Annotated in this window: 20 protein-coding genes and 1 riboswitch; of the genes, 1 reads left to right on the top strand and 19 read right to left on the bottom strand. The window is 34.6% G+C overall.

Annotated features, from left to right (window positions below):
• Positions 1–34 precede the first annotated feature (34 nt).
• From PHQ99_04175 to PHQ99_04165, 3 genes are read right to left on the bottom strand one after another with little or no spacing between them, the layout of a single operon-like run.
• Entirely contained in the window at positions 35–823 is a 789-nt protein-coding gene (locus PHQ99_04175) for an ABC transporter ATP-binding protein (protein ID MDD4288763.1), read from the bottom strand.
• Positions 816–2,009, bottom strand: a complete 1,194-nt coding sequence (locus PHQ99_04170; GenBank protein MDD4288762.1) for an ABC transporter permease — start codon at positions 2,007–2,009, stop codon at positions 816–818. Before PHQ99_04170 ends, PHQ99_04175 begins: the two co-directional genes overlap by 8 nt.
• A gap of 25 nt (positions 2,010–2,034) precedes the next feature.
• Complete coding sequence (locus PHQ99_04165) at positions 2,035–3,222, bottom strand: efflux RND transporter periplasmic adaptor subunit (GenBank protein MDD4288761.1); 1,188 nt, start codon at positions 3,220–3,222, stop codon at positions 2,035–2,037.
• Between the two features lie 856 nt (positions 3,223–4,078).
• Here PHQ99_04165 and PHQ99_04160 point away from each other — a divergent pair.
• Complete coding sequence (locus PHQ99_04160) at positions 4,079–4,618, top strand: hypothetical protein (GenBank protein MDD4288760.1); 540 nt, start codon at positions 4,079–4,081, stop codon at positions 4,616–4,618.
• 534 nt (positions 4,619–5,152) lie between these two features.
• Here PHQ99_04160 and PHQ99_04155 read toward each other — a convergent pair.
• The 16 genes from PHQ99_04155 to PHQ99_04080 form a co-directional block, all read right to left on the bottom strand.
• Positions 5,153–5,698, bottom strand: coding sequence for a GNAT family N-acetyltransferase (locus PHQ99_04155; protein MDD4288759.1), 546 nt, complete (start codon positions 5,696–5,698; stop codon positions 5,153–5,155).
• Positions 5,699–5,710: 12 nt separating this feature from the next.
• Entirely contained in the window at positions 5,711–6,385 is a 675-nt protein-coding gene (locus tag PHQ99_04150; GenBank protein ID MDD4288758.1) for an HD domain-containing protein, read from the bottom strand.
• Positions 6,386–6,400: 15 nt separating this feature from the next.
• On the bottom strand, positions 6,401–6,913 hold the full coding sequence (locus PHQ99_04145; protein ID MDD4288757.1) for a hypothetical protein: 513 nt from the start codon (positions 6,911–6,913) through the stop codon (positions 6,401–6,403).
• A gap of 97 nt (positions 6,914–7,010) precedes the next feature.
• Positions 7,011–7,688 (bottom strand): class I SAM-dependent methyltransferase, encoded by a 678-nt coding sequence (locus PHQ99_04140; protein ID MDD4288756.1) that lies wholly within the window; start codon positions 7,686–7,688, stop codon positions 7,011–7,013.
• 14 nt (positions 7,689–7,702) lie between these two features.
• Positions 7,703–8,395 carry an ABC transporter ATP-binding protein gene (locus tag PHQ99_04135; protein ID MDD4288755.1) on the bottom strand — a complete coding sequence of 231 codons (693 nt, stop codon included), beginning with the start codon at positions 8,393–8,395 and terminating at the stop codon, positions 7,703–7,705.
• 43 nt (positions 8,396–8,438) lie between these two features.
• Positions 8,439–9,455: an ABC transporter substrate-binding protein gene (locus PHQ99_04130; GenBank protein MDD4288754.1), complete on the bottom strand. Its 1,017-nt coding sequence runs from the start codon at positions 9,453–9,455 to the stop codon at positions 8,439–8,441.
• A 27-nt stretch (positions 9,456–9,482) separates the two neighbouring features.
• A complete protein-coding gene (locus PHQ99_04125; GenBank protein ID MDD4288753.1) occupies positions 9,483–10,247 on the bottom strand; it encodes an ABC transporter permease in 765 nt (254 codons plus the stop codon).
• Entirely contained in the window at positions 10,219–10,509 is a 291-nt protein-coding gene (locus tag PHQ99_04120) for a thiamine-binding protein (protein ID MDD4288752.1), read from the bottom strand. The genes PHQ99_04125 and PHQ99_04120 overlap by 29 nt, the downstream gene beginning before the upstream one ends.
• A gap of 61 nt (positions 10,510–10,570) precedes the next feature.
• A riboswitch (TPP riboswitch) is annotated at positions 10,571–10,671 on the bottom strand.
• Between the two features lie 494 nt (positions 10,672–11,165).
• On the bottom strand, positions 11,166–12,386 hold the full coding sequence (locus PHQ99_04115) for an ABC transporter permease (protein ID MDD4288751.1): 1,221 nt from the start codon (positions 12,384–12,386) through the stop codon (positions 11,166–11,168).
• Positions 12,383–13,069, bottom strand: coding sequence for an ABC transporter ATP-binding protein (locus PHQ99_04110; protein MDD4288750.1), 687 nt, complete (start codon positions 13,067–13,069; stop codon positions 12,383–12,385). The genes PHQ99_04115 and PHQ99_04110 overlap by 4 nt, the downstream gene beginning before the upstream one ends.
• 14 nt (positions 13,070–13,083) lie before the next feature.
• Positions 13,084–14,133, bottom strand: coding sequence for an efflux RND transporter periplasmic adaptor subunit (locus PHQ99_04105; GenBank protein MDD4288749.1), 1,050 nt, complete (start codon positions 14,131–14,133; stop codon positions 13,084–13,086).
• Positions 14,134–14,144: 11 nt separating this feature from the next.
• Positions 14,145–15,620 carry a TolC family protein gene (locus PHQ99_04100; protein ID MDD4288748.1) on the bottom strand — a complete coding sequence of 492 codons (1,476 nt, stop codon included), beginning with the start codon at positions 15,618–15,620 and terminating at the stop codon, positions 14,145–14,147.
• Positions 15,617–16,681 (bottom strand): TolC family protein, encoded by a 1,065-nt coding sequence (locus tag PHQ99_04095; GenBank protein ID MDD4288747.1) that lies wholly within the window; start codon positions 16,679–16,681, stop codon positions 15,617–15,619. The genes PHQ99_04100 and PHQ99_04095 overlap by 4 nt, the downstream gene beginning before the upstream one ends.
• Before the next feature lie 674 nt (positions 16,682–17,355).
• Positions 17,356–18,231 carry a PfkB family carbohydrate kinase gene (locus PHQ99_04090; protein MDD4288746.1) on the bottom strand — a complete coding sequence of 292 codons (876 nt, stop codon included), beginning with the start codon at positions 18,229–18,231 and terminating at the stop codon, positions 17,356–17,358.
• Between the two features lie 39 nt (positions 18,232–18,270).
• Positions 18,271–19,314 carry an HAD hydrolase-like protein gene (locus PHQ99_04085; GenBank protein ID MDD4288745.1) on the bottom strand — a complete coding sequence of 348 codons (1,044 nt, stop codon included), beginning with the start codon at positions 19,312–19,314 and terminating at the stop codon, positions 18,271–18,273.
• Positions 19,315–19,581: 267 nt separating this feature from the next.
• Positions 19,582–20,121, bottom strand: a 540-nt coding sequence (locus tag PHQ99_04080) for a 6-phosphofructokinase (protein ID MDD4288744.1), incomplete at its 5' end; no start/stop codon positions are given.

The following is a 20,121-nucleotide window of genomic DNA, read 5'->3' as shown; positions in this document are numbered from 1 at the left end:
TTTTTTTCTTTATTCAAACTCCCAACATACAAGATTATCTCAGGTTAGTCGTCTGAGATGTCCCCTGTTGGCACAACTTACAATATTCTGGAGCAATTGATAACCACTCCTTATCTTCATCTTCCCTATGATTGTAAAAATCTTTTATTATCTCACCATCTAACATTTCCACAACTCTATTGGATTTAGCTGCAATATGTCTTTCATGGGTAATAATTAAAAAAGTAGTTCCCATATCCTTATTGATATCTCTTAATAAGCCAAAGACCTGGTCAGTATTGGAAGAGTCCAGGTTGCCAGTGGGCTCATCCGCCAGAATAAGAGAAGGCTCATTAATCAGAGAACGAGCAATAGCTACGCGCTGCTGCTGACCACCCGATAAATTGTTCCCCTTATTATTCATTCTCTCCTTTAGTCCAACTAATTCCAGTAATTCCTTTGCCCTTTTTATTTTCTTAACCGGAGCTACCTGTTGTTTGATCCAGGTTGGCATTAAAACATTCTCCAGAGCAGTAAATTCTTTTAGTAAAAAATGGAACTGAAAAATGAAACCAATATGCTGGTTTCTAAATTCAGCCAATCGGTTTTGATTCATCTTTCCCAATGACTGCCCCTGAAAAAACACTTCTCCTGCGGTCGGCTGGTCAAGGGCTCCCAGAATATTTGCCAGGGTTGTCTTGCCACAACCTGATGGCCCGATCAAGGTAATAAACTCATTTTTTTCCAAGGTTAAATCAAGTTTCTTTAAAGCAATAGTTTGAATAACCTTTCCATATACTTTTATAATTTCCTTTGCTTCTAATAATATATTATTGTCAGGCATTTCTGATCACCTCTATGGGGTTTAACCGGGCAGAACTATTTGCAGGGATAACTGCCGATACGATACAGGCTAATGTTGTTATTATCACAATTATTATTACTTGAGATAATTGTATCTCAATAGAAAATATGCTGACAAAATTTGTGAAAGCTGTTATTAATAACACTCCCAGGGCAGTTCCGGATAATGCCCCCAAAAATCCCAAAATTGCTCCCTGAAAGATGAATATCATCCTGGCACTGTTATTCTTAATCCCTAATGCCTTTAAAATACCCAGCTCACGGGAACGTTGTATTACAGATATTCCTAAAACACTGGAAATACCAAGAGTTACTGCCAGAAGAACAAATATCTGAATAATATAATTTGAAAAACTTTGACTGCTGAGGGCATTCAGCAATTGGGCATTCTGAACTTTCCAGTTCTCTACGACTAATCCGTTAAGCTGGGAAAATAGTTCACTGCTAATACTATCAGCAGCAAAAACATCACTTATCTGCAGTTCAATTCTGGAAATGTAATCTTCTTTATCCAGTAATTTTTGAGCTCTTTTTAAATCTATAAAAATCCAACTGCTATTTATTGACTGATTCTCAAAGTCAAATATTCCCTGAACATTGAATCTCTCACGAATATTATTTGGAAGTGCTATCAAAACCATGTCTCCCACATTAAGTTTGAAATCCTCTGCCAGTTCTTTTCCGATAATTATCTGATTCCCCTCCAGCAAGTCACTGCCTTTAATAATCCGTTCTGAGATTTGATAAATTGCATTAGCCCTTTCCAATTCAACTCCTCTTAATAATACTGAGGTATCTTCGCCACCTTTTACCAAAAAACCATTACCGTCTAATACGGGAGAAATGGCGGTAAAGTAACTCTCATCCTCCAACCTGTTCAATACAGGACGCCAATCCTGAAAATCAACTGTTTTTACCTGCTGGTTTTCAATCAATCCAAAGCGTGAAAATTGTTTAATATCCTGAAAGATATCATTACTTTCACTAATGGTAATATGGGCACTATTCCCCAATGTCTGCTCAATAAGGTTAGATTGCAGGCTGGTAATGATTGCCCCGATAAAAATAATAACTGAGACACCAACCGCAATACCAATGACGATAAATAGTGATTGATTTTTGCCTTCTATTAAAAATCGGTATGCAACACGTAAAGAGAAAAGCATACTATTCCTTTCATTTTCTGTCTTTTTAATCTATTAATACAATTTCCATGCCGTTATCTAATCCTGTAGGATTAAGAACAATTTCATTTAATTGCAGGCCTTCTATAACCCTGATTTCCTGAGCATTAGGGTTCTCGATAATTATTCTCTTCTTCTCTGCTTTTCCTGCCTCATCAATAAAAACAAAAAATTCTCCTTCTTCTCTAATTATATACTTCTGGGGAATCACCAGCGAATCAGGGTACTCAGCATAAATAATCTCACAACGGACTGTCATATTCTTTATGAAAGAATTATCATTTTCGATTAATTTTACTTTTAATTTTACAGTACCCTTGTCAACATCAACAGATGGCGCGATATAACTGATAATGCCTTCAGTTTTCATATCCGGAGAAAATTCAGTTGATACAAAAACCTTTTGGTTAAGTTTAATAAGAGGTATGTTTCTCTCATCTAACTCAATCTCGATATATTTACTGTCATTCTCCGCTACAGTAAAAAGAGTTTCACCTACCATGGCATATTCACCCAGGGATTTATATTGCTCAATAATAATTCCGTTAATAGGTGAATTTATAGTATGCTTCTTCAATCTATTGTTCAAAAGATCAATCCTGATTTGGGCTGATTCCATTTCTGCCAGGGCAGTTTCCCTTTTTGCTCCACCCTCAGCGCATGATTCCATGAATTTTTTCTGTATTTCACTAGTTGACTGTTGCAACTCTAATTGATGTTTTGCTTCATCCAATCTATCCTGGGCAATTGCCTGTTGGGCATACAATCGCTCATATCTGGTTACTTTTTCCTGAAGTTCCTGTGTAGCCAACTGAGCCTGTCGATATTGTTCTTGCGAGGTAGGGCAGGTTGTATTGACAATTTCATCATAACGCGACTTCGCCAGGGCATAACTGGATTCAGCCTGTTTCAAATCCAAAAATACATCACTTTTTTCAAACTGTAAAAGCACCTGTCCCTGTTTAATCTCATCACCTTCAATAGCCTGCACGTCAGTAATCTTACCTGCTACCTCTGTTTTGATGTCAGTTAATCCCTCTAAAAGGACAGTCCCGGTGCTCAGTATTTTTTCAGAATAATCAGCTTGTTGAACCTGGATATAGGATACTTCAATGGGATTAGACCACTGATAGAAAAAATATCCTCCAATTCCTAAACTAAGGATAATTAAAATAATAAATAATTTTTTATACACTAAACAATATACCTCCCTTTTAGTATCGGGATATTTTTTAATCTCTTTTATATAATTGGTAATCAAGTATAACTCATTTTATCATTTTTAGTAAGCATAAAATATATGACATTTGTATTTTTAAGATTAATCAGTATAATGTTAGATAGTTAAGGTAAATACTGTTTTAGATTTGATTTTTTATCGAGTTTCGTTCAGTTGTTTTAAACTATATGTTAAAATTTTAATTGAAATGGATGGCGCAGTATCCTAGTTAATACCCTATTTCTGAAGGCGGGCCTAAAAATCCGTCAAGGGCACATCGATGAAGTTCCTGGTGTTGGCTGCTGACGCCCAGTCGGGAGCTGATGCTGGGAGTTAAGGGTTAGGGGCGATCCGCAATGGCATGCGGGCGTAGACCCCTTTCCCGTGGAGGCTTTTTTGCCTGCGGCAAGGCAATCAAGCGAACCTGTATCTGTTGCAAGATGGGTACAGTGTAGCCTGCTTTGCGTGGCTCAGGGGGAAGCATAAAAACTAGGTAAGTACCGTGGATCCCGGTGCTATTACGCTAGCTGAAACCTGTGCTGCTAAAGAAGCTAAGAAATAGTACGTATTTGAAGGAAAACTTCTAGGCTGTCGGCAAAACCGGATATGCCAGGGATTTAAGTGTGGCCTCAGTGGCAATCCAGTCCTGTATCGGGTGACCGTATAGCCGGAATATTAAAGGGAAACCGCCTGTCTGGTAACAGCAGGTTATTTCGGGGGAAAACCTACTGGACCTAAGCCGCAACATTGACCTGGTGTGTTGCCATCCATTCTTTAATAAGGAGACAACTGATAAAATATCGTTGTAACACTCTTTTAAGGTAGCTATATTTTGAAAAATTTCAGAGAAAGCATATTAATCACATTTTTAACTTTTTTGCTGACAATAGTAACAGCCTTATTATCATATTCCTGGATTGAGTCAATATCGTTCTTTCCTGCCTTAATTATACTTATTATTATTATCTTAATTGGTGTCATAGGAGATATGATAGGGATTGCGGCGGCAGCAGCAGAGGAAGAGCCTTTTCATGCAAAGGCATCAAAAAAGGTATTTGGTGCTAAAAAAGGCCTGTTGTTAGTTAAAAATGCCAATCGGGTTTCAAATTTTATGTGTGATATTATAGGAGATATTTGTGGAATAATAAGCGGTTCACTGGGTTTAGTTATAATAATTAAAATGGCTACTCACTGGCAATTACCTAATAGCTGGATAGATTTATTGGTTCTCAGTTTTATTGCCTCTGTAACTGTCGGAGGGAAGTCATTCTTGAAAAGTTATGGCATTAAAAATGCAAATGAAATAATCTTATTTGTCGGGAAAATCTTAGCCAGCCCGATATTGCTAAAAAACATCTTCAAAAAACATTGACCCTATTTAAAAACCTGATAATTATAGTATATTGCTTACCTGTTTATAGCTTAAATTCCAATCATTTTGAGTTTTCATTATTATTTCCATAAATATTAAAAACCCTGAAACCAGAGGGGTGGTTCAGGGTTTTTAATATTGTTTTAATTTTGCGATTTTATCTAAACTGATTACTGTGAATAATCAGTTAGAAGTGCTTATTAACTAACTATTTTTTCTTTTTATCAGTTTGTTTTGTTGTTTTTTTAGCACAACCTTTGGCCATTCTTGGCACCTCTTTCTTTAGTTATATTTTCTTAAGGAACCAAATACATCAACTTATGATATCGACCTTTGTACTACTATATGTTTTAAATAACTTATACCTTTAAATAAATATTTTGTCAATATATTTTTCTATATCTTTTTTGGTTTTATGAACAGGGAATTCTGAAGTCCTAATTACATCAAAAATTAATTTATAAAAACACCTTATCAGTTCTGAAATTTTAACCTGTTTTTTAAAATAACTTTAAATAATCTTTTCTACAGAATCTAAGTATAATTGCCTGTAATAAGGGAAAAAGTCCATAACTGGACTTGGACTTTTTGCTCATACCGGTCTATTGTTATCTCTTTTATGAATCTGAAACCAATCTTTTCTGCGACTCTCTGAGCATGTAAATTTTCAGGTAAAATAAGAGCTTTGATTCTTTTTAGATTAATATGTGAAATGATTTCATCTATTATTGACTTACATGCCTCTGTGGCTAAGCCTTTATTCCAATATGCGGGTAAAAACAAATAGAAGATTTCTGCTTCCTTGTTTTTTCGGTCAATCTTTAATCCACAACTACCGATTAATTGGTGATTTAATTTATAAAATATTGAGAATAATAACCATGCATCTGATTCCCGATTATTTGTGGATACCTGCTTTAAGAATTGTTTAATAAACATGTGGTTAGAAAAAAATTGGGAAGCCCCTAAAAAAGAATTTACCTGGGGATTTGTAAATAATTGAAAAACATCATTATTATCAATATCTCGATAGGAGCGTATTTGAAGCCGCTTGGTTATTTTACAGAAACTTATTGACAAAATTATATCTCCTTACTTTTCTCCTTCCCATTCAGAAAAAAATTTTTCCAGGTATACCATTAAAAAATTATGCCTTTCTATAGCTATCTTTTTCCCATAGTCAGTATACATCATATCTTTTAGTTTAAGCAGCTTCTCATAAAAATGATTTATGGAAGGCGCCTGTGTTATTATATACTCTTCCTGAGAAATATCGGGATTGAGAGGGATATCAGGATCATAGATAGGGCGGTGATAATATCCACCATAGGTAAAAGTCCGCGCAATGCCAATAGCGCCCATAGCATCTAATTTATCAGCATCACTTACTACCATAAATTCTATAGTTTTTTCCTTAATATCAGTATTATTATTCTTTGAAAGAGTTTTCATGTAGGAAATATTGGAGCAAATAAAAATAATTTTTTCTACTATAGTTCTGGAAAGATTTAGCGTTTTCAGAAAATTCTGTATTTTTTCCCGCCCCTTTTTTTCATCTCCTTCAAAAAATTTATAATCACCTACATCATGGAGCAGTGCCGATATTTCTACAACAAACAGGTCCGCATTTTCTATCAGAGCAATTTTCTTAGCTAATTTCCATACTCTATACGTATGCCACCAGTCATGACCGGTACTTTCACACTGAAAATAATCTCGCACATAACTAATTGTCTCATCTATTGCCTGCACGGAATTAATATTCATTTTCCTCTTTATTTCCTAATTGATAATCTTTAATTGTCCAAATATAGCATTTGTCTCTATATCCAAAAATGGCTGGCCTGCTTCAATACCTCCAGTTCTATATTCGGCTGAACCAATAAAACTAACTGAATTTCCTGGTAATTCTGAATGTGCAAATACTGATGTAGAATGTATTACTGCAGGTATTTTTGGATTAAGAACCAGTTTTCCTGACCCGAAAATTACATTAATCTTTATTTTTCTTGTCATCTCTAAATCTGTTAAGTCGTTAAGATCAATGATTCCTTCGGCAAATATAATGCTTTTTTCCTGAAAAGATTCATTGATATCAATCTTTTTTTGATCAAAAACAACCTCATCTCGACTACTGAATTGACCAAACAAAACAACAATTCCTAAAATTACCAGGATAACCCCCGGAAAAAGGCGGAAAAAATTGATTTTTATACCTAATATATTAGCGAGCAATAACACTGTTCCAAATATCAAAAGAATAATTCCAACAACTGCATTACCAGTAATTCTCATTGTTATTCCCTCTTTTCTTTTTTTAATAATATTCTATCATAATCAGCTAGAAAATAAAGCTTAACATTAACCTAAGCTTTTTTAAGATTAAAAGTCCTTATCTTTTTACCCATAATATACAGAAAAAACCTCCTTGTTTTGTACCGGCAAGTTTTTCTTCTTTTTCTTTGCTTATCTCTGCTTCAGCAGTATCCGGGGATATAAAAAGACATTCCTTTACCTGTATAATGGCATCTTTCTTATATCTACCCAGTTCATTGGGAGATCTTAAAATAGCAGACTTAAATACAGGTGTGCTTTTTTGAAATTCCGGGTCTTGATAAAGTTTACCCCATTCACTTTCCCGGTTAATTGTACCCAATAAGATATATCCGCCTTTCTTACACACTCGAAACATCTCATCTATCATCTTTTTTGCTTCCGGAATGAATTCAATGGCAGCCATCGATACAACACCATCAAAGTATTCATCTTGAAACTCTAATTGATTGCTATCCATCTTTAAAAATTTAATATCAAGGTTTTCATTACTTGCCTTCTGTTGGGCAATAGACAGCATTTTTTCAGATATATCGATACCGGTTACAATTGCCCCCTTGCGCGCCATCTTTATGCTGAAGTTGCCTGTTCCACAGCCAACATCCAAAATATGCATTCCTGATTTAGTATCAAATAAACTAAATGCACATTCAGTTTCTGTATCATCAACAAATTTTCCCATTTTTGTCTGATACCAATCATCATAATGTATTGCTTCTTTATCGAATAGTGACAATTTTCTCCTCCTTATCAAGATAAATATTGTAAGATAGTCTTTTTGGTCTGATTAAATCGGGATGAAGTTACTATATCCCTCTTTCTCGGCTTTGGCAAAGAAACTATTATTTCTTTATTTATTTTTGCCGGGCGTTCACTCAAAACATAAATTCTATCGGAAAGGTAGATACCTTCATCAATATCATGTGTAATAAATAATACAGATGTCCTTATTTTTATTATTACCTGTAATAACCATTCCTGCATTTTTGCGCGGGTAATCGCGTCAAGTCCTCCAAAAGGTTCATCTAAGAGTAAAATATCTTTAGAAAACATATAAGTACGCAATAAAGCAGCCCTTTGGCGCATTCCTCCTGATAATTGAAAAGGATACTTATATTCAAACCCTTCTAAGCCAAAAAGTTTAAAATAATGAATGACTCTTTTTCGGGATTCTTTAATACTCTTTCCTTTAATTAGCAACGGCAAGGAAATATTATCAATAATATTCTTCCAGGGTAGTAAAAGATCTTTTTGATACATATAACTAACATGCCCCGCTTCTCCTGTAATATTTTTACCATCAATAAGTACCTTTCCGGCATCAATGGGTATAATGCCACCTATCATATTAAAAATAGTACTTTTCCCACACCCACTGGGACCAATTAAGGTCACAAACTCACCTTTTTTAAGAAAAAAAGATATATCATCAACAATTGGCATTCCTTCGAATTTTTGCTTAAAATGTTCAACTTCTAATTTTATTCTAATTCTCCTCTCCAGGTAAAAACTGATTTGTAAAGGATAATTCTACATCAAGCATTTTATCAATTAATCCTCGTTCATACATCCATCGGGCATAATTTTCCCATCGCTTTTTTTCCATTAAACCCCAGTAAGGTGCATCTGATATATATTCATCTGCCAAATATTTTTGACTGGCAACAGCAATCTCATTATTGATTTCCGGTGCATGTTTTAATAGATGCTGTGCTGCAATTTCAGGATTTTTTATACTAAATAAATACCCTTCTTCGGTAGCTTTTAAAAATTTTTTTATCAGCTCAGGATCTTCCTCTAATAGTTTTTCATGGGTGATAATTACAGGTGTATAAAAATCCAATTCAGCTGCATAATCCTGCAGAAAGATAAAATTAATGGGAAAATTCTTTAATTCAGCTGCTACTCCGTCCCAACCATAATAAATCCAGGTATAATCTACATATTCCTGAACAGCACTAAAAAAATCAATTGCTCCAATAGTTATAATTTCTGTTTTACTAAAATCAGCATCATCGTTTTCCATAAGCGCTTTAATCATTGCCTCCTCAACAGGAGAACCCCATCCACCATATTTTTTGCCTTCAAAATCCCTTGGTCTATTAATTTCTTTCTCTACAGGAGATGCAAAACCAGATGTATTATGCTGAATAACAGCAGCAATTGCTACTACCGGTAAAGGTTCTTTTGAGGTTCTGGCAAAAGTGACCTGTTCCTGATAACTTATCCCAAATTCTCCCTGACCGGCTGCAATTAAACCAGCGGGACCTCCCTCTGATGGTTGAATAATACTGACATCCAAACTTTCTTCCTGATAAAATCCTTCTTCAATGGCTACAAACATCCCTGTATGATTGGTATTGGGGACCCAGTCTAACAATACAGTTATCTCTCTCAGGTCTTTTTCCTGGTAGGCATAAGATATGGTTGTTGAAATTAACAGTAAGACAATAATTGGAACAAGCATAACAGAAATTTTTTTACTCTTATTTACATTTAACAAAAGAATCACTCCCTTATTTTTATAAATCTAACCCTTTATCCTCTTCCAGGGCATAGCTAAATATTGAATCAATTCTATAGTTTTAAATAACATTATACTTAAAAAAATTATTATCAAGACAGTCGCAAAGACTTTATCTAATGCGAATGATTGTCTGACTCTTGTCATATATACCCCAAGTCCGGCCTTTCCCCCCATCCATTCTCCGATAACCGCACCAATAATACTATAGGTAGCGGCAATTTTAAGTCCGGAGAAAAAACTTCCCAGAGATGCAGGAAATTTCGCCAGGTAAAATATTTGCCAGCGATTAGCCTTCATGGACTTCATCAGATTTAATAAATCCTGGTCTATGGAATTCAGACCCTCTAAAAGGCTAATTACAATAGGAAAAAAGCAGACTAAAATTACCACAATAATTTTGGGTAAAATTCCAAATCCAAACCACATAGCAAACAGAGGGGCTAATATCATAACAGGAATAGTTTGTGAAACAACCAGTAATGGTTGTAATGCCTTTCTTATCAATAAAAAATTATCCATCAATATTGATAATAACAACGATAGGGCAATAGCAACCAATAATCCTATTAACGCCTCTTGCAAAGTTACAATTATATGGTTTGAAATTTCTGGTAATATAGTTATACAGATTTTTACAACATCTGTTGGAGAGGGCAGGATATAACGTGCAATAATTCCTTGATCTACTATTGATTGCCACACTAATAGTATGACAAAAATAAATAATATAGGTATGGCCTTATCTCTTATATTTCCTAACCTTCTCATCGATAGTGACCCCTGTTTTCTTGTAGTCAATCTTTATCATTGAAATCACTCGAGAAGCCCCCTGTTCAAGGCAAATCTCCTGAGCTTTTTTGACAATCTCGAGTAAGGTATCCAGCTCACCCTCCATTGTAGTTTCCATTGGGCCTACTTCATACTTAACTCCACAGGAATCTATATAGGCAATCACCTGGTCAACAACCGGGTAGAGTTTCTCCTCTGAAACATAAGGCAACACCTGTAATCCTAGTGTTATTTTAGCCATTTTTTCACCTCCAAAAAAAATGCCATTACCTGAATATAGGCAATGGCATTAGGTATTACCGTTCTTTATACGGTTACTTCCCTCCGCTAGAATTACCTAGGTCAGGTTTAGGGGTCAAAGCAAGATGCTTTTTCTCAGCAAACAGCTCCCCCAGTAACTTTTTTAAATTTTAGCTAATTAAATTATATCACTGGTAATTCTTTTGTAAAGATATTAGTTAATAACATTTTTTAATTATCATGGTTTTAAGGAAAATAATATTTATTATTCTCGCTTTCAAGAAAGAAAAATGAGTTTTTTTTACTTATAATAGCTTTTATTTTGCCATCCAGGCAAAATCTATCTTATTAACCTCAGGCACATCCAGACATCAATAAAGGTATTATTAATAATACTAAAAAATAGAATACTCTTTTAATCATATCCATTATCCTCCTAAAAATATTACTTTATTATAACATATATAGCATAAAATTCTGTTACACATTAATATAATACTTATTTGAACACAGGGGCAAGACGGCACTTCCGTGCCGGGCTATATCTCCCGCAGGTAAAAACGTGGGAATAGTTCTATTACATAATACCGATGCTATCGGACCCTGCCCCAGGGTCAGCGATAATACTGCATTAAGTTAAGAATCTTAATAATATCTTTACTCATACCTTAGGGCATCTACCGGATTCATACGGGCTGCCTTCATAGCTGGATACAATCCGAAGAAAATGCCAATAAAAAGTGCAAAGCCAAAGGCTAATATAACCGAAATATTTGAAATTACCATTGGCCAATTGCCATATTTAGACAAAAAGTAGGCAGCAATCCAGCCAAACCCGATACCAATTATACCCCCTACACTGCTTAAACTCAGGGATTCCATCAAAAACTGAAATAGTATATTTTTATTTCTAGCCCCTAATGCCTTCCGAATTCCAATTTCTCTGGTGCGCTCAGTAACCGATACTAACATGATATTCATAATACCAATACCTCCCACCAATAGCGATATGGCAGCAATACCGCCTAACATAAGACTCATGGTATTTGTTACACTACTGACAGTATCTAAAATTTCATCCTGACTCATAATTCGAAATTTCTCTTTATTTTCATCATCAAGTGTTTTAATTAGGAAATTTTCAAGCTCACTAACTGCAGCTGGTGCTTTATCAGAAGAAACAGCCTGTGCAATGTACGAAGATACATTACTGCTACTGGTAATTCTATCCATTGCTACAGATAAGGGAATATATGCCTGGCTATCTAAATTACCGGCCAGGGATCCACCTTTCTCTTTCATAACTCCAACTACTTCAAATACAAATATTTTTCCCTGATAATTTATTTTTAATTGCTTACCTATTGGACTACTATCTTCAAACAAGTCAGCTGCTAAATCTGAACCTAAGACAATAACCTGATTTCCTTGCTCATCGTCAAATTTATTAACAAAACGACCTTCTTCTACTTCGTAATTATTAACTTCCAGGTAGCCCTCTTTTGTCCCTAATAAGGTAGCATTGGTGTTCACATCATCATAGATAAATAATCCGCTGATTGATTTTGTGGGAATAATTTGGCTAACAGATGGGCAAAATTTTTCCATATAAACACCCAATTCTAAACTGAATTTATCCTGCGAACTGGTGCCGCCAATTTGGCCGAACATCCCTCTACTCATTCTTGGAAAAATATTAATCATATTGGATCCCAAATTTGAGATGCTTGAAGTAACCTGCCGGGTAGAACCTGTTCCGACTGATACTATTGCGATAACTGCTCCTACTCCTATAACAATTCCAAGCATTGATAAAAAACTACGCATCTTATTAGATAACAAACTCTCCAGTGCAATCTTCAGGCTTTGTAATATCATACCACTACTTCCTCCCGGTCTATCAAACCATCCTTTAAGTGGATAATGCGCTGGGCATATCGGGCAATATCAGGTTCATGAGTAACCAGAATGATAGTATTGCCTTCTGTATGGAGTTTTTGAAAAATATCCAAAATATCTAAACCGGTTTTGGAATCCAGATTGCCGGTAGGCTCATCAGCCAGGATAATAGATGGATTATTGATTAAAGCCCTGGCAATTGCTACCCGTTGTTTTTGTCCGCCGGAAATTTCATTTGGAAGATGAGCTACTCTGTCAGCTAAACCAACATCCTGTAAACTTTTAATGGCCAACTTTTTTCTTTCCCTTGCAGGTATTCCGGAATAGACTAACGGTAATTCCACATTTCTTAAATTAGTAGTCCTGGATAACAGGTTAAATTGCTGAAATACAAAACCAATTTTCTTACTACGGAACAAGGCCAACTGATCATCATTAAGTTTAGATACATCCTGACCTGACAAGAAATATTTTCCGGAAGTTGGATAATCAAGACATCCTATAATATGCATTAGAGTTGATTTACCTGAACCGGATGGTCCCATGATAGAAACAAACTCCCCTTCTTTCACGTGAAAAGAGATTCCCCGCAACGCCTCAACTTTAACTTTCCCCAAATGATAAATTTTGGCAATATTCTCTATCTTCATTACAATACCCATATCTGTTCAACTCCTTATGGTCTAATCCGGGGCATATTCATACCTCCAAAAGCACCTCTCTGGCCTGACGGAGTAATTCCCATTTGATAATTATTAACAATAATTTTATCACCTGGTTTTAGACCATCTACGATTTCCTGGTAAAACCCGTCATTAATTCCAGTCTCTACCCGTGTTGGCACACCTTGATTTTCTTCCACTTTAATAACCATGCTTCCCTTTTCTCCTGTTGAAACAGCTGTTACCGGTACCAGTATTACATCTTCCGCAACATCAATGATAATATCTGCTGTGGCTGAGAAACCAGGCTTAAAAACAGGAGAAACCTCTTCCATTAAAATAGTGACCGGAACGGTAACTACACCACTATTATTTTCAGAGTATTCAGCAACTTGTACTACTTTCCCCGGAAATGTCTGTCCCTTCAATATATCTAACTCAATCTCTACCCTTTGGCCTACTTCTACTTTGAGGCAATCTATTTCACTTATTGATACCTCAACCTCATACGAAGATTCGTCAATTAAATATATAACATTATCATAACCTTCCACATAATCTCCCTCTTCCAAAAAAACATCAACAACTTTTCCACCAAAAGGAGATTTTAGAGTCTTTGATTCATATTTATCTAAAGCTACTTCCATGGCCAGCTTTTTTTCTTCTATTTGACTGGAAGAACCCCCGATTTTAGCTAGTTCATATTCATTTTTAGCTCTCAGATAATTTAAATGTTCCTGCTTGTCTTCCAATTTTACCAGCTGCTGTCCCTGCTCAACAATATCCCCTGCTTCTACAAAAACCTTTTCCACAGATCCACCGGCAGTTCCTGTTGTAGCAAAACTAAGATATGATTCATTTTCCGGTTTTATATATCCACTGGTTGATACAACCTTCTTAATTGTTCCTTCTGTAACTTCAACTGCTGCATCCAAATCAATACTTTCAGCTGAAATAGCTGAATCTACAGAAGAATTAGTTTTTTGTTTTATAAAATTAAAACCAAAGTAACCTCCTGCTCCTAATATTAAAATAATCAATACCCAGATAAACAATTTCTTCATTCTATGTTACCTCAAATCTTTTCCTGTAAAAAACCAATAAAATGGGCTAATTGTAAATGACCGATAAGCCATTCATCTTTTGCCTGTTCAACTTTTATTTCTTTTTCCTCTATTACTAATCTGGCATTTATCAACTGTGTTTTGTTAATTATGCCTTGCTGGTATTGTTTTTCTAAAATCTCCATCTTATTTTGCTCTTTTTCCAATGCCATAAGTTGAGTATTCAAATATAAAAGGTTATATTCATCCTGGTCTAACAAATGTTCAGCCTCTATTTTCAGCTGTTCTGTCAGGTAAGAAATACTTGCCTCTTTTTGTTTGATATTATTCTCTTTCTGTTCTTCTTTTATTTGCTGAATACCACCATCAGCTAAGTTAACCGAAAAATCTACCATCACAAACCAATCAGCGGGAAACTGATATCCACCGGAAAGACTTAATTTCGGTTTTCCTTCTTCTTCTGTCCACTCTAATTCCTTGACAAGTTCTTCTTTTTCCAGATAACTGTTTTTAATCTGATAATTTTCCTCTAAAGCTTTCTGGAATAAGATTTCTTTATTTTCATCTTCAAATTTCATATTTTTCATTTTTAAATATAGCTCTGCAATAAAATCAATGTCTTTTCCGAATACTATATTATAATTTTCAGGTAAATTTAATATAAGGTACAGACTTTTTTTATTTCTAATAAGATTCTGCTCTATATTTAACAGGTTTCCCTTAGCCTCTTCTAATGCTATCTGTGCTTCTGCTTCCTGCTGGTATCCTCCTTCTCCCAGTTCTATTTGTTTTTTTACCCTCTCTAACTCTTCTTCAGCCAGGTACCTGCGCTCTTCTGCAATATCAACTTGTTCTTGTAAACGAACAATATTCAAATAGTCTCTAATAACCTCAATCTGTTTTTCAGTCTGTTTCCATTTTAATTCTTCTAATTTATTCTTCAAACTATTTTCAATAGAATATATTTGCTTTTCATTTTCAGACCAGCTGTCCGGGTAAATTTTTTTATTTATTCTTAAACTTGCGTTAATTTTTTCTGTCAAATCAGAATAATCTTCCTTATATAAACTATCCATCTCCCAGCTTAATTCAGTAGACAAACTTAAATTTGCCGGAAACTGCTTGGTAGCAGTCAAGCTGGTCTCTGTTGTCGGTGTAAGAGAGGATTTATTAAATTCTACCAGGTATTCATTATTTTGATTAGAGCTTCCATCTTTCCCAAAGTGCAATATAGGAGTAACATTTAAATCAATTTGGAAGGATTTTCCGGCATTTATAATTTCCAGGCTTCTCTCCAGCTCAATAATGCTATTGCGAATCATGTTTAAATCATAATTATTTTCTAAACCCCACTGAATGGCCTCCTGTAAAGACATTTCTTTTTCACCAATTGCAGCAGCAGGAACACATAAAACAGACAAACATAGTACAAGAGTTACAAACAATAATAAAAGGTTTGGTTTTAAATTCCCATTAATATTAATCATTTTAAAACTCCTTCATTTAAAGTTCCCATCATCTTTTCTAACTCCAAATAGGCCTGGTAAACCTGCCTGACTGAAGAAATAAGTCGTGATTGGGCATCTACTACCCCGATATCTGCAGAAAGACTATCCTCTCTGTTTCTTAGCCCTGCTTGAACCTGTCTAAAAATTAAATCTCTGTTTTCCTCCATCTGTCTGAGATTTCTTCTGCTTATAAGAATATCATTTTTAGCCTGGTTGTAGTTTAACCATTGTGTTTCAACCTGATAAGCCAATTCTTCCTCAGACATTGATTTGTCTAATTTTGCAATCCCAAGATTGTTTTCTAATCTTAGAATTTCTATATCTGGTAAATCATTAGCTTTAGCAGCTTTTAATTCTCTTTCTGCTATCTTTATTCTAATATCATGGCTCTGTAAAATAAGACTGTTCTCTAAAGCTTTATCCAATGAATCCCTCAGGGATATTTCCGGAAAGTCAGAAATACTCATTTCGGAAAGGGTTATATCTCTATCATGATTAAGTCCTAACCTGTCCTTTACTTCCATTTGAAGCTGTTGATAGTCAAGTTCACTCCTCTGGTAAGAAAAAAGTGCATTATAATACTTGTTTCCCTGCTGCAGTAAATCCAAATCAACACTATAGCCGGCAGCAACCTGTTCTTTAACTCCTGCTAAGACTATTTCTTCCAATTCAGTGTTTTTCTGCTTGCTCTCGATGTCTTTTTCTGCCATCTTAATTCGAAAGTAATCATCTACCACTTTAACCAATAATTGATCTTTCTCTAACTGAAATTGATTTTGCTGATTTAATAATGTTGCCCTTTTCTGTAAGTCAGAAATAGTTGACTCATTCAGCCAATTCTCTGCCTCCATTCTCTTTGCCTCTAATTTAGTGTTTTCAAGCTGATAACCAGCCTTCTTGAATTGGGCATTATTAGAGACAGCCAATGTTACCATCTGGGAAATTCCCAATACAACATTATCCTGAGCTATAGCATGAATTTGTCCAATCAACATCACAAACACAAAAGAACATCCCAAAATAAAATATCTTTTCTGCATATTAATCTCCCTCCTAAAGCCAAAGTACAATTATAATCGTAAATAAATGACCATTATTTTCTTAGTCTATTTTAGCAGCTAAAAATAAAAAGCCTTTGAATAAAATATTAAAATTTTATAATTTTTTCAAAAAATTATTGTTAAAAAAATTATCCGCATAAAATAACAATGGCTTTACTTTTATGCATTAATATTCAGGCTGTTAAAGGACATAATTACCTCCAGATAACAGAACTTTTATGAACACCTTTTCCTGGAATACAGTTTACCAAAATTAACTATTCTTTTCATCTTTCTTGAATGCCTTTATCCGAATGACTTTAAAGGTAACTGCATATTACAGTCAATAAGAACTTAAATATTATAAAATATAATTATAAAGTATTATATTTTGTATTGTAATAACAAATTAATACTTTATATTATAACTATAATTATAACTTACCAATTGCTTATTATTATAGTATTAAGAAATGTTTTGACAAATAAATGGCTGTGAGTGCACTTTGGCAAAAAACAAATTATTTCTGGATTTAAAGATGAAGCTATATGATTTTATTGAAATAAAAATGTGGATTATTAATAATTGATTCTTTAATTACAATCCCTTGTTTATAACTATTATCCTGAAATTCTTATAACCTAAAAATAAAAATTAAAGAAACATGGTTTTATTAAGAATATTTCTCTTTAATGAAATTTTCAACTTCTTTTTTTCCTCCCTTAAAAGGTCCAGGATTTGCCAGTTTAATGGATGTTAATGCTACTGCAAACAGCAGGGACTGGTCAATATCTTTATTAAGTCTTTGAGAAAGATAAGAAGAAAAACAGGTATCACCACGACCGGTCCGTCCAGAAAGATTTGCCGGTTTTAAAGGATAACTGTAGAATTCCGAGCCATCATAAACAAGAACTTTTTTATGATGGGTAATCATAATTTCCTTGGCACCCCACCGGTTTAGTATCACAGCTGCCTTACGGAGATGGCTCTCTCCAGTTAAAAACTCTGCTTCAGCGGCATCTGTTTTAAGATAATCTATATAGGGAAGATAAGATTTTTTCCCTCCCCAATTTTTATAAAATAACCTGCCATCATCTCCTGCATTCCGTAAAAATCCCTGAACATCAACAGCAATTTTTGCATTCCCTGAAAGCAGTTTTATCAAGTCATCCTGGTATTCTCCATATATAAGACTGGCAAAGTGAATTACCCGGGAATTTATTTCTTTAGGAATATCTTCAATAATAAAAGGATCTGCCATAGACAGAGCAGTACTGATTCTTTTTTCATGAGTTTCGTCAAAATATACATTTTTAATTGATGTTGTCTTATTGGACGGTAAAAAATAAATATTTTCTTCCGGTATATTTAACTGAAAGATTTTATTCTTATCTAACGGATGCAACTTGGTCAGCACAGCAACTTTATAGCCCAAAGATGAATAGACGGATGAGGAATACAAAATTGCTCCTCCGACACTATTTTCTGTCTTTTGCAAGTCAATATTTTCATCCAGCGAGATATGTCCAATCACAAAAAAATCATACATATTATCCTATTCCTTTTAATTATTAATTTTTCCCAAAAATTACAGTATCAGTAATCTACCCTTGGGATTAAATCTCTGATACAGGCTTTTCCTGATTTCCTGTTTTTCCTGATATGATGAAATGTGATTATAGTCGCTTTCTTCCCAGGGAGGATTGTTTAATAGTACCTTGTCAAACTTTTCTAATAGTTTATCTTCATATTCACCTTTATACTTTTGCTGGATAAAACGTTCCATCACATAGGGAAAATTATTCCATGACTCCTGTTCATACCCGGGAGCGACAGGATAAAACAACCCGTTATTTTCCTTTACTGCCTTTAAATCTCCCCTTCCATCACCCAGCATTAATACCTGGTCATCCTGGTAGTTACCGGCTTTTTTGGCAATCTCTATATGATGCCCTTTGGAACCCATTTCCTGTCCCGCTATTAGCTGTACATATTGATCTATGCCTTGGGCTTCCCAGTAATTTGCCAGGTCTTCATACGGCGTCTTAGAGACCACCAAAACATCTGCATATTTTGCCATAAGGGATAGTGCTTCTTTTACACCATCGAATGGAGGTATCTTGGCTGAAATATAAGGAAAAGTACGGTTAACAGCCTCACTCCATCCCAATAGTTTGTATATAGCAAAATCATTAGGATTCTTATTAAGAAAAGTTTCCAGACTGGGATTTCCCAATCCAAGTTTTTTATTTTCGGCAAATTCAATATAGTTATCAAGCTGGGTTTTATCAGGAAGATCAATGTTTTTTTGTTTTAGTATTTTCTGTACATCTTCTCTTTTTTGTAAAGCTTTTAGTGTAAGCTGAATAGCAACAAAACGATTGCAGCCACGATCAATTGAAAATAGATTATAATATTCTGCAACTTCTCTAAAATAAGATTCTATCCCCCAAAGATTATAAAACTCCATATAATGGGGATGAAAAATTAACATTTGCTTACCGTTCATGTTATCTGTGATACATCCGTCGGTATCAATAGCAATTAAGAAATCTTTTGTTTTCTGAAAACCTTTCAACTGTTGTTCCGGATCTTCTTTTAACTGCCCTTGTGTTAATCTCGGTAATGACATTTTTTTCTCCTTCCTTTTTCTAAATACAGTAATAAGTGATGAGTAACAAGTAATAAGTGAATATCGAGTTTTTAATTAATTTTATAAATAATATATTGATCTATTGATCTATTTTTGTACAAATTTAAAGTTTCTAATAAAATATCTAAATTACTCTAATATTTCACTTTGTTTGTAATAATTATTGGTATTTCAAGTTTAGCTAATGCTCTAAATATGTACTTATAGTGTATTTGTTATCACTTGTAACTTATTACTGGTTACTGATTACTTACCTGCATATCCCGCTGGTATATATTTATCACATTTCTTTGAAACATAAATTTCTTTAAATTTACTGAATTCGGGTAATGGTCCACCTATTAATGGCATAGCCCACCTGATATAGTCATCGGTAACATCATCATTAGTAGGAGCTATCCACTCTTTTGGGAATTCTCTTTCAGAATTAGCAACAATATCCAGAGCTACTTTATCATATTTTACACTATAATCTTTCCCTGGATTTCTAATTATTGTCGCCATATACCCATCTTCTCCTTCTAAAGCTAATTTTGCCGAATAAGCTCCTACCTGATATGCCTCCTGCCGGTCAACCTCTGAGACATAAGCAAGTTCTCTCCTTTGTCTGGTTCCGGGATTCTCTGACCTGGCAATACCGGGTACTATCAAACGACTTTCAGATCTTCCATCTTTATCTTTTCTGTCCTGGCCGTTAAGATGATTGATTAGTAATTTTCCCACTGTTGAACCACTGGCGCTGAACTGGGCATGGCCAAAACTGTCTTGTAATATCGACAGGTCTCC

The organism is Atribacterota bacterium (genome assembly GCA_028703475.1).
Taxonomy (GTDB): Bacteria; Atribacterota; Phoenicimicrobiia; order Phoenicimicrobiales; family Stramentimicrobiaceae; genus JAQVMU01.
Note: the sequence above shows the minus strand (reverse complement) of the source record. Positions and strands in the feature narration are given on the sequence as shown.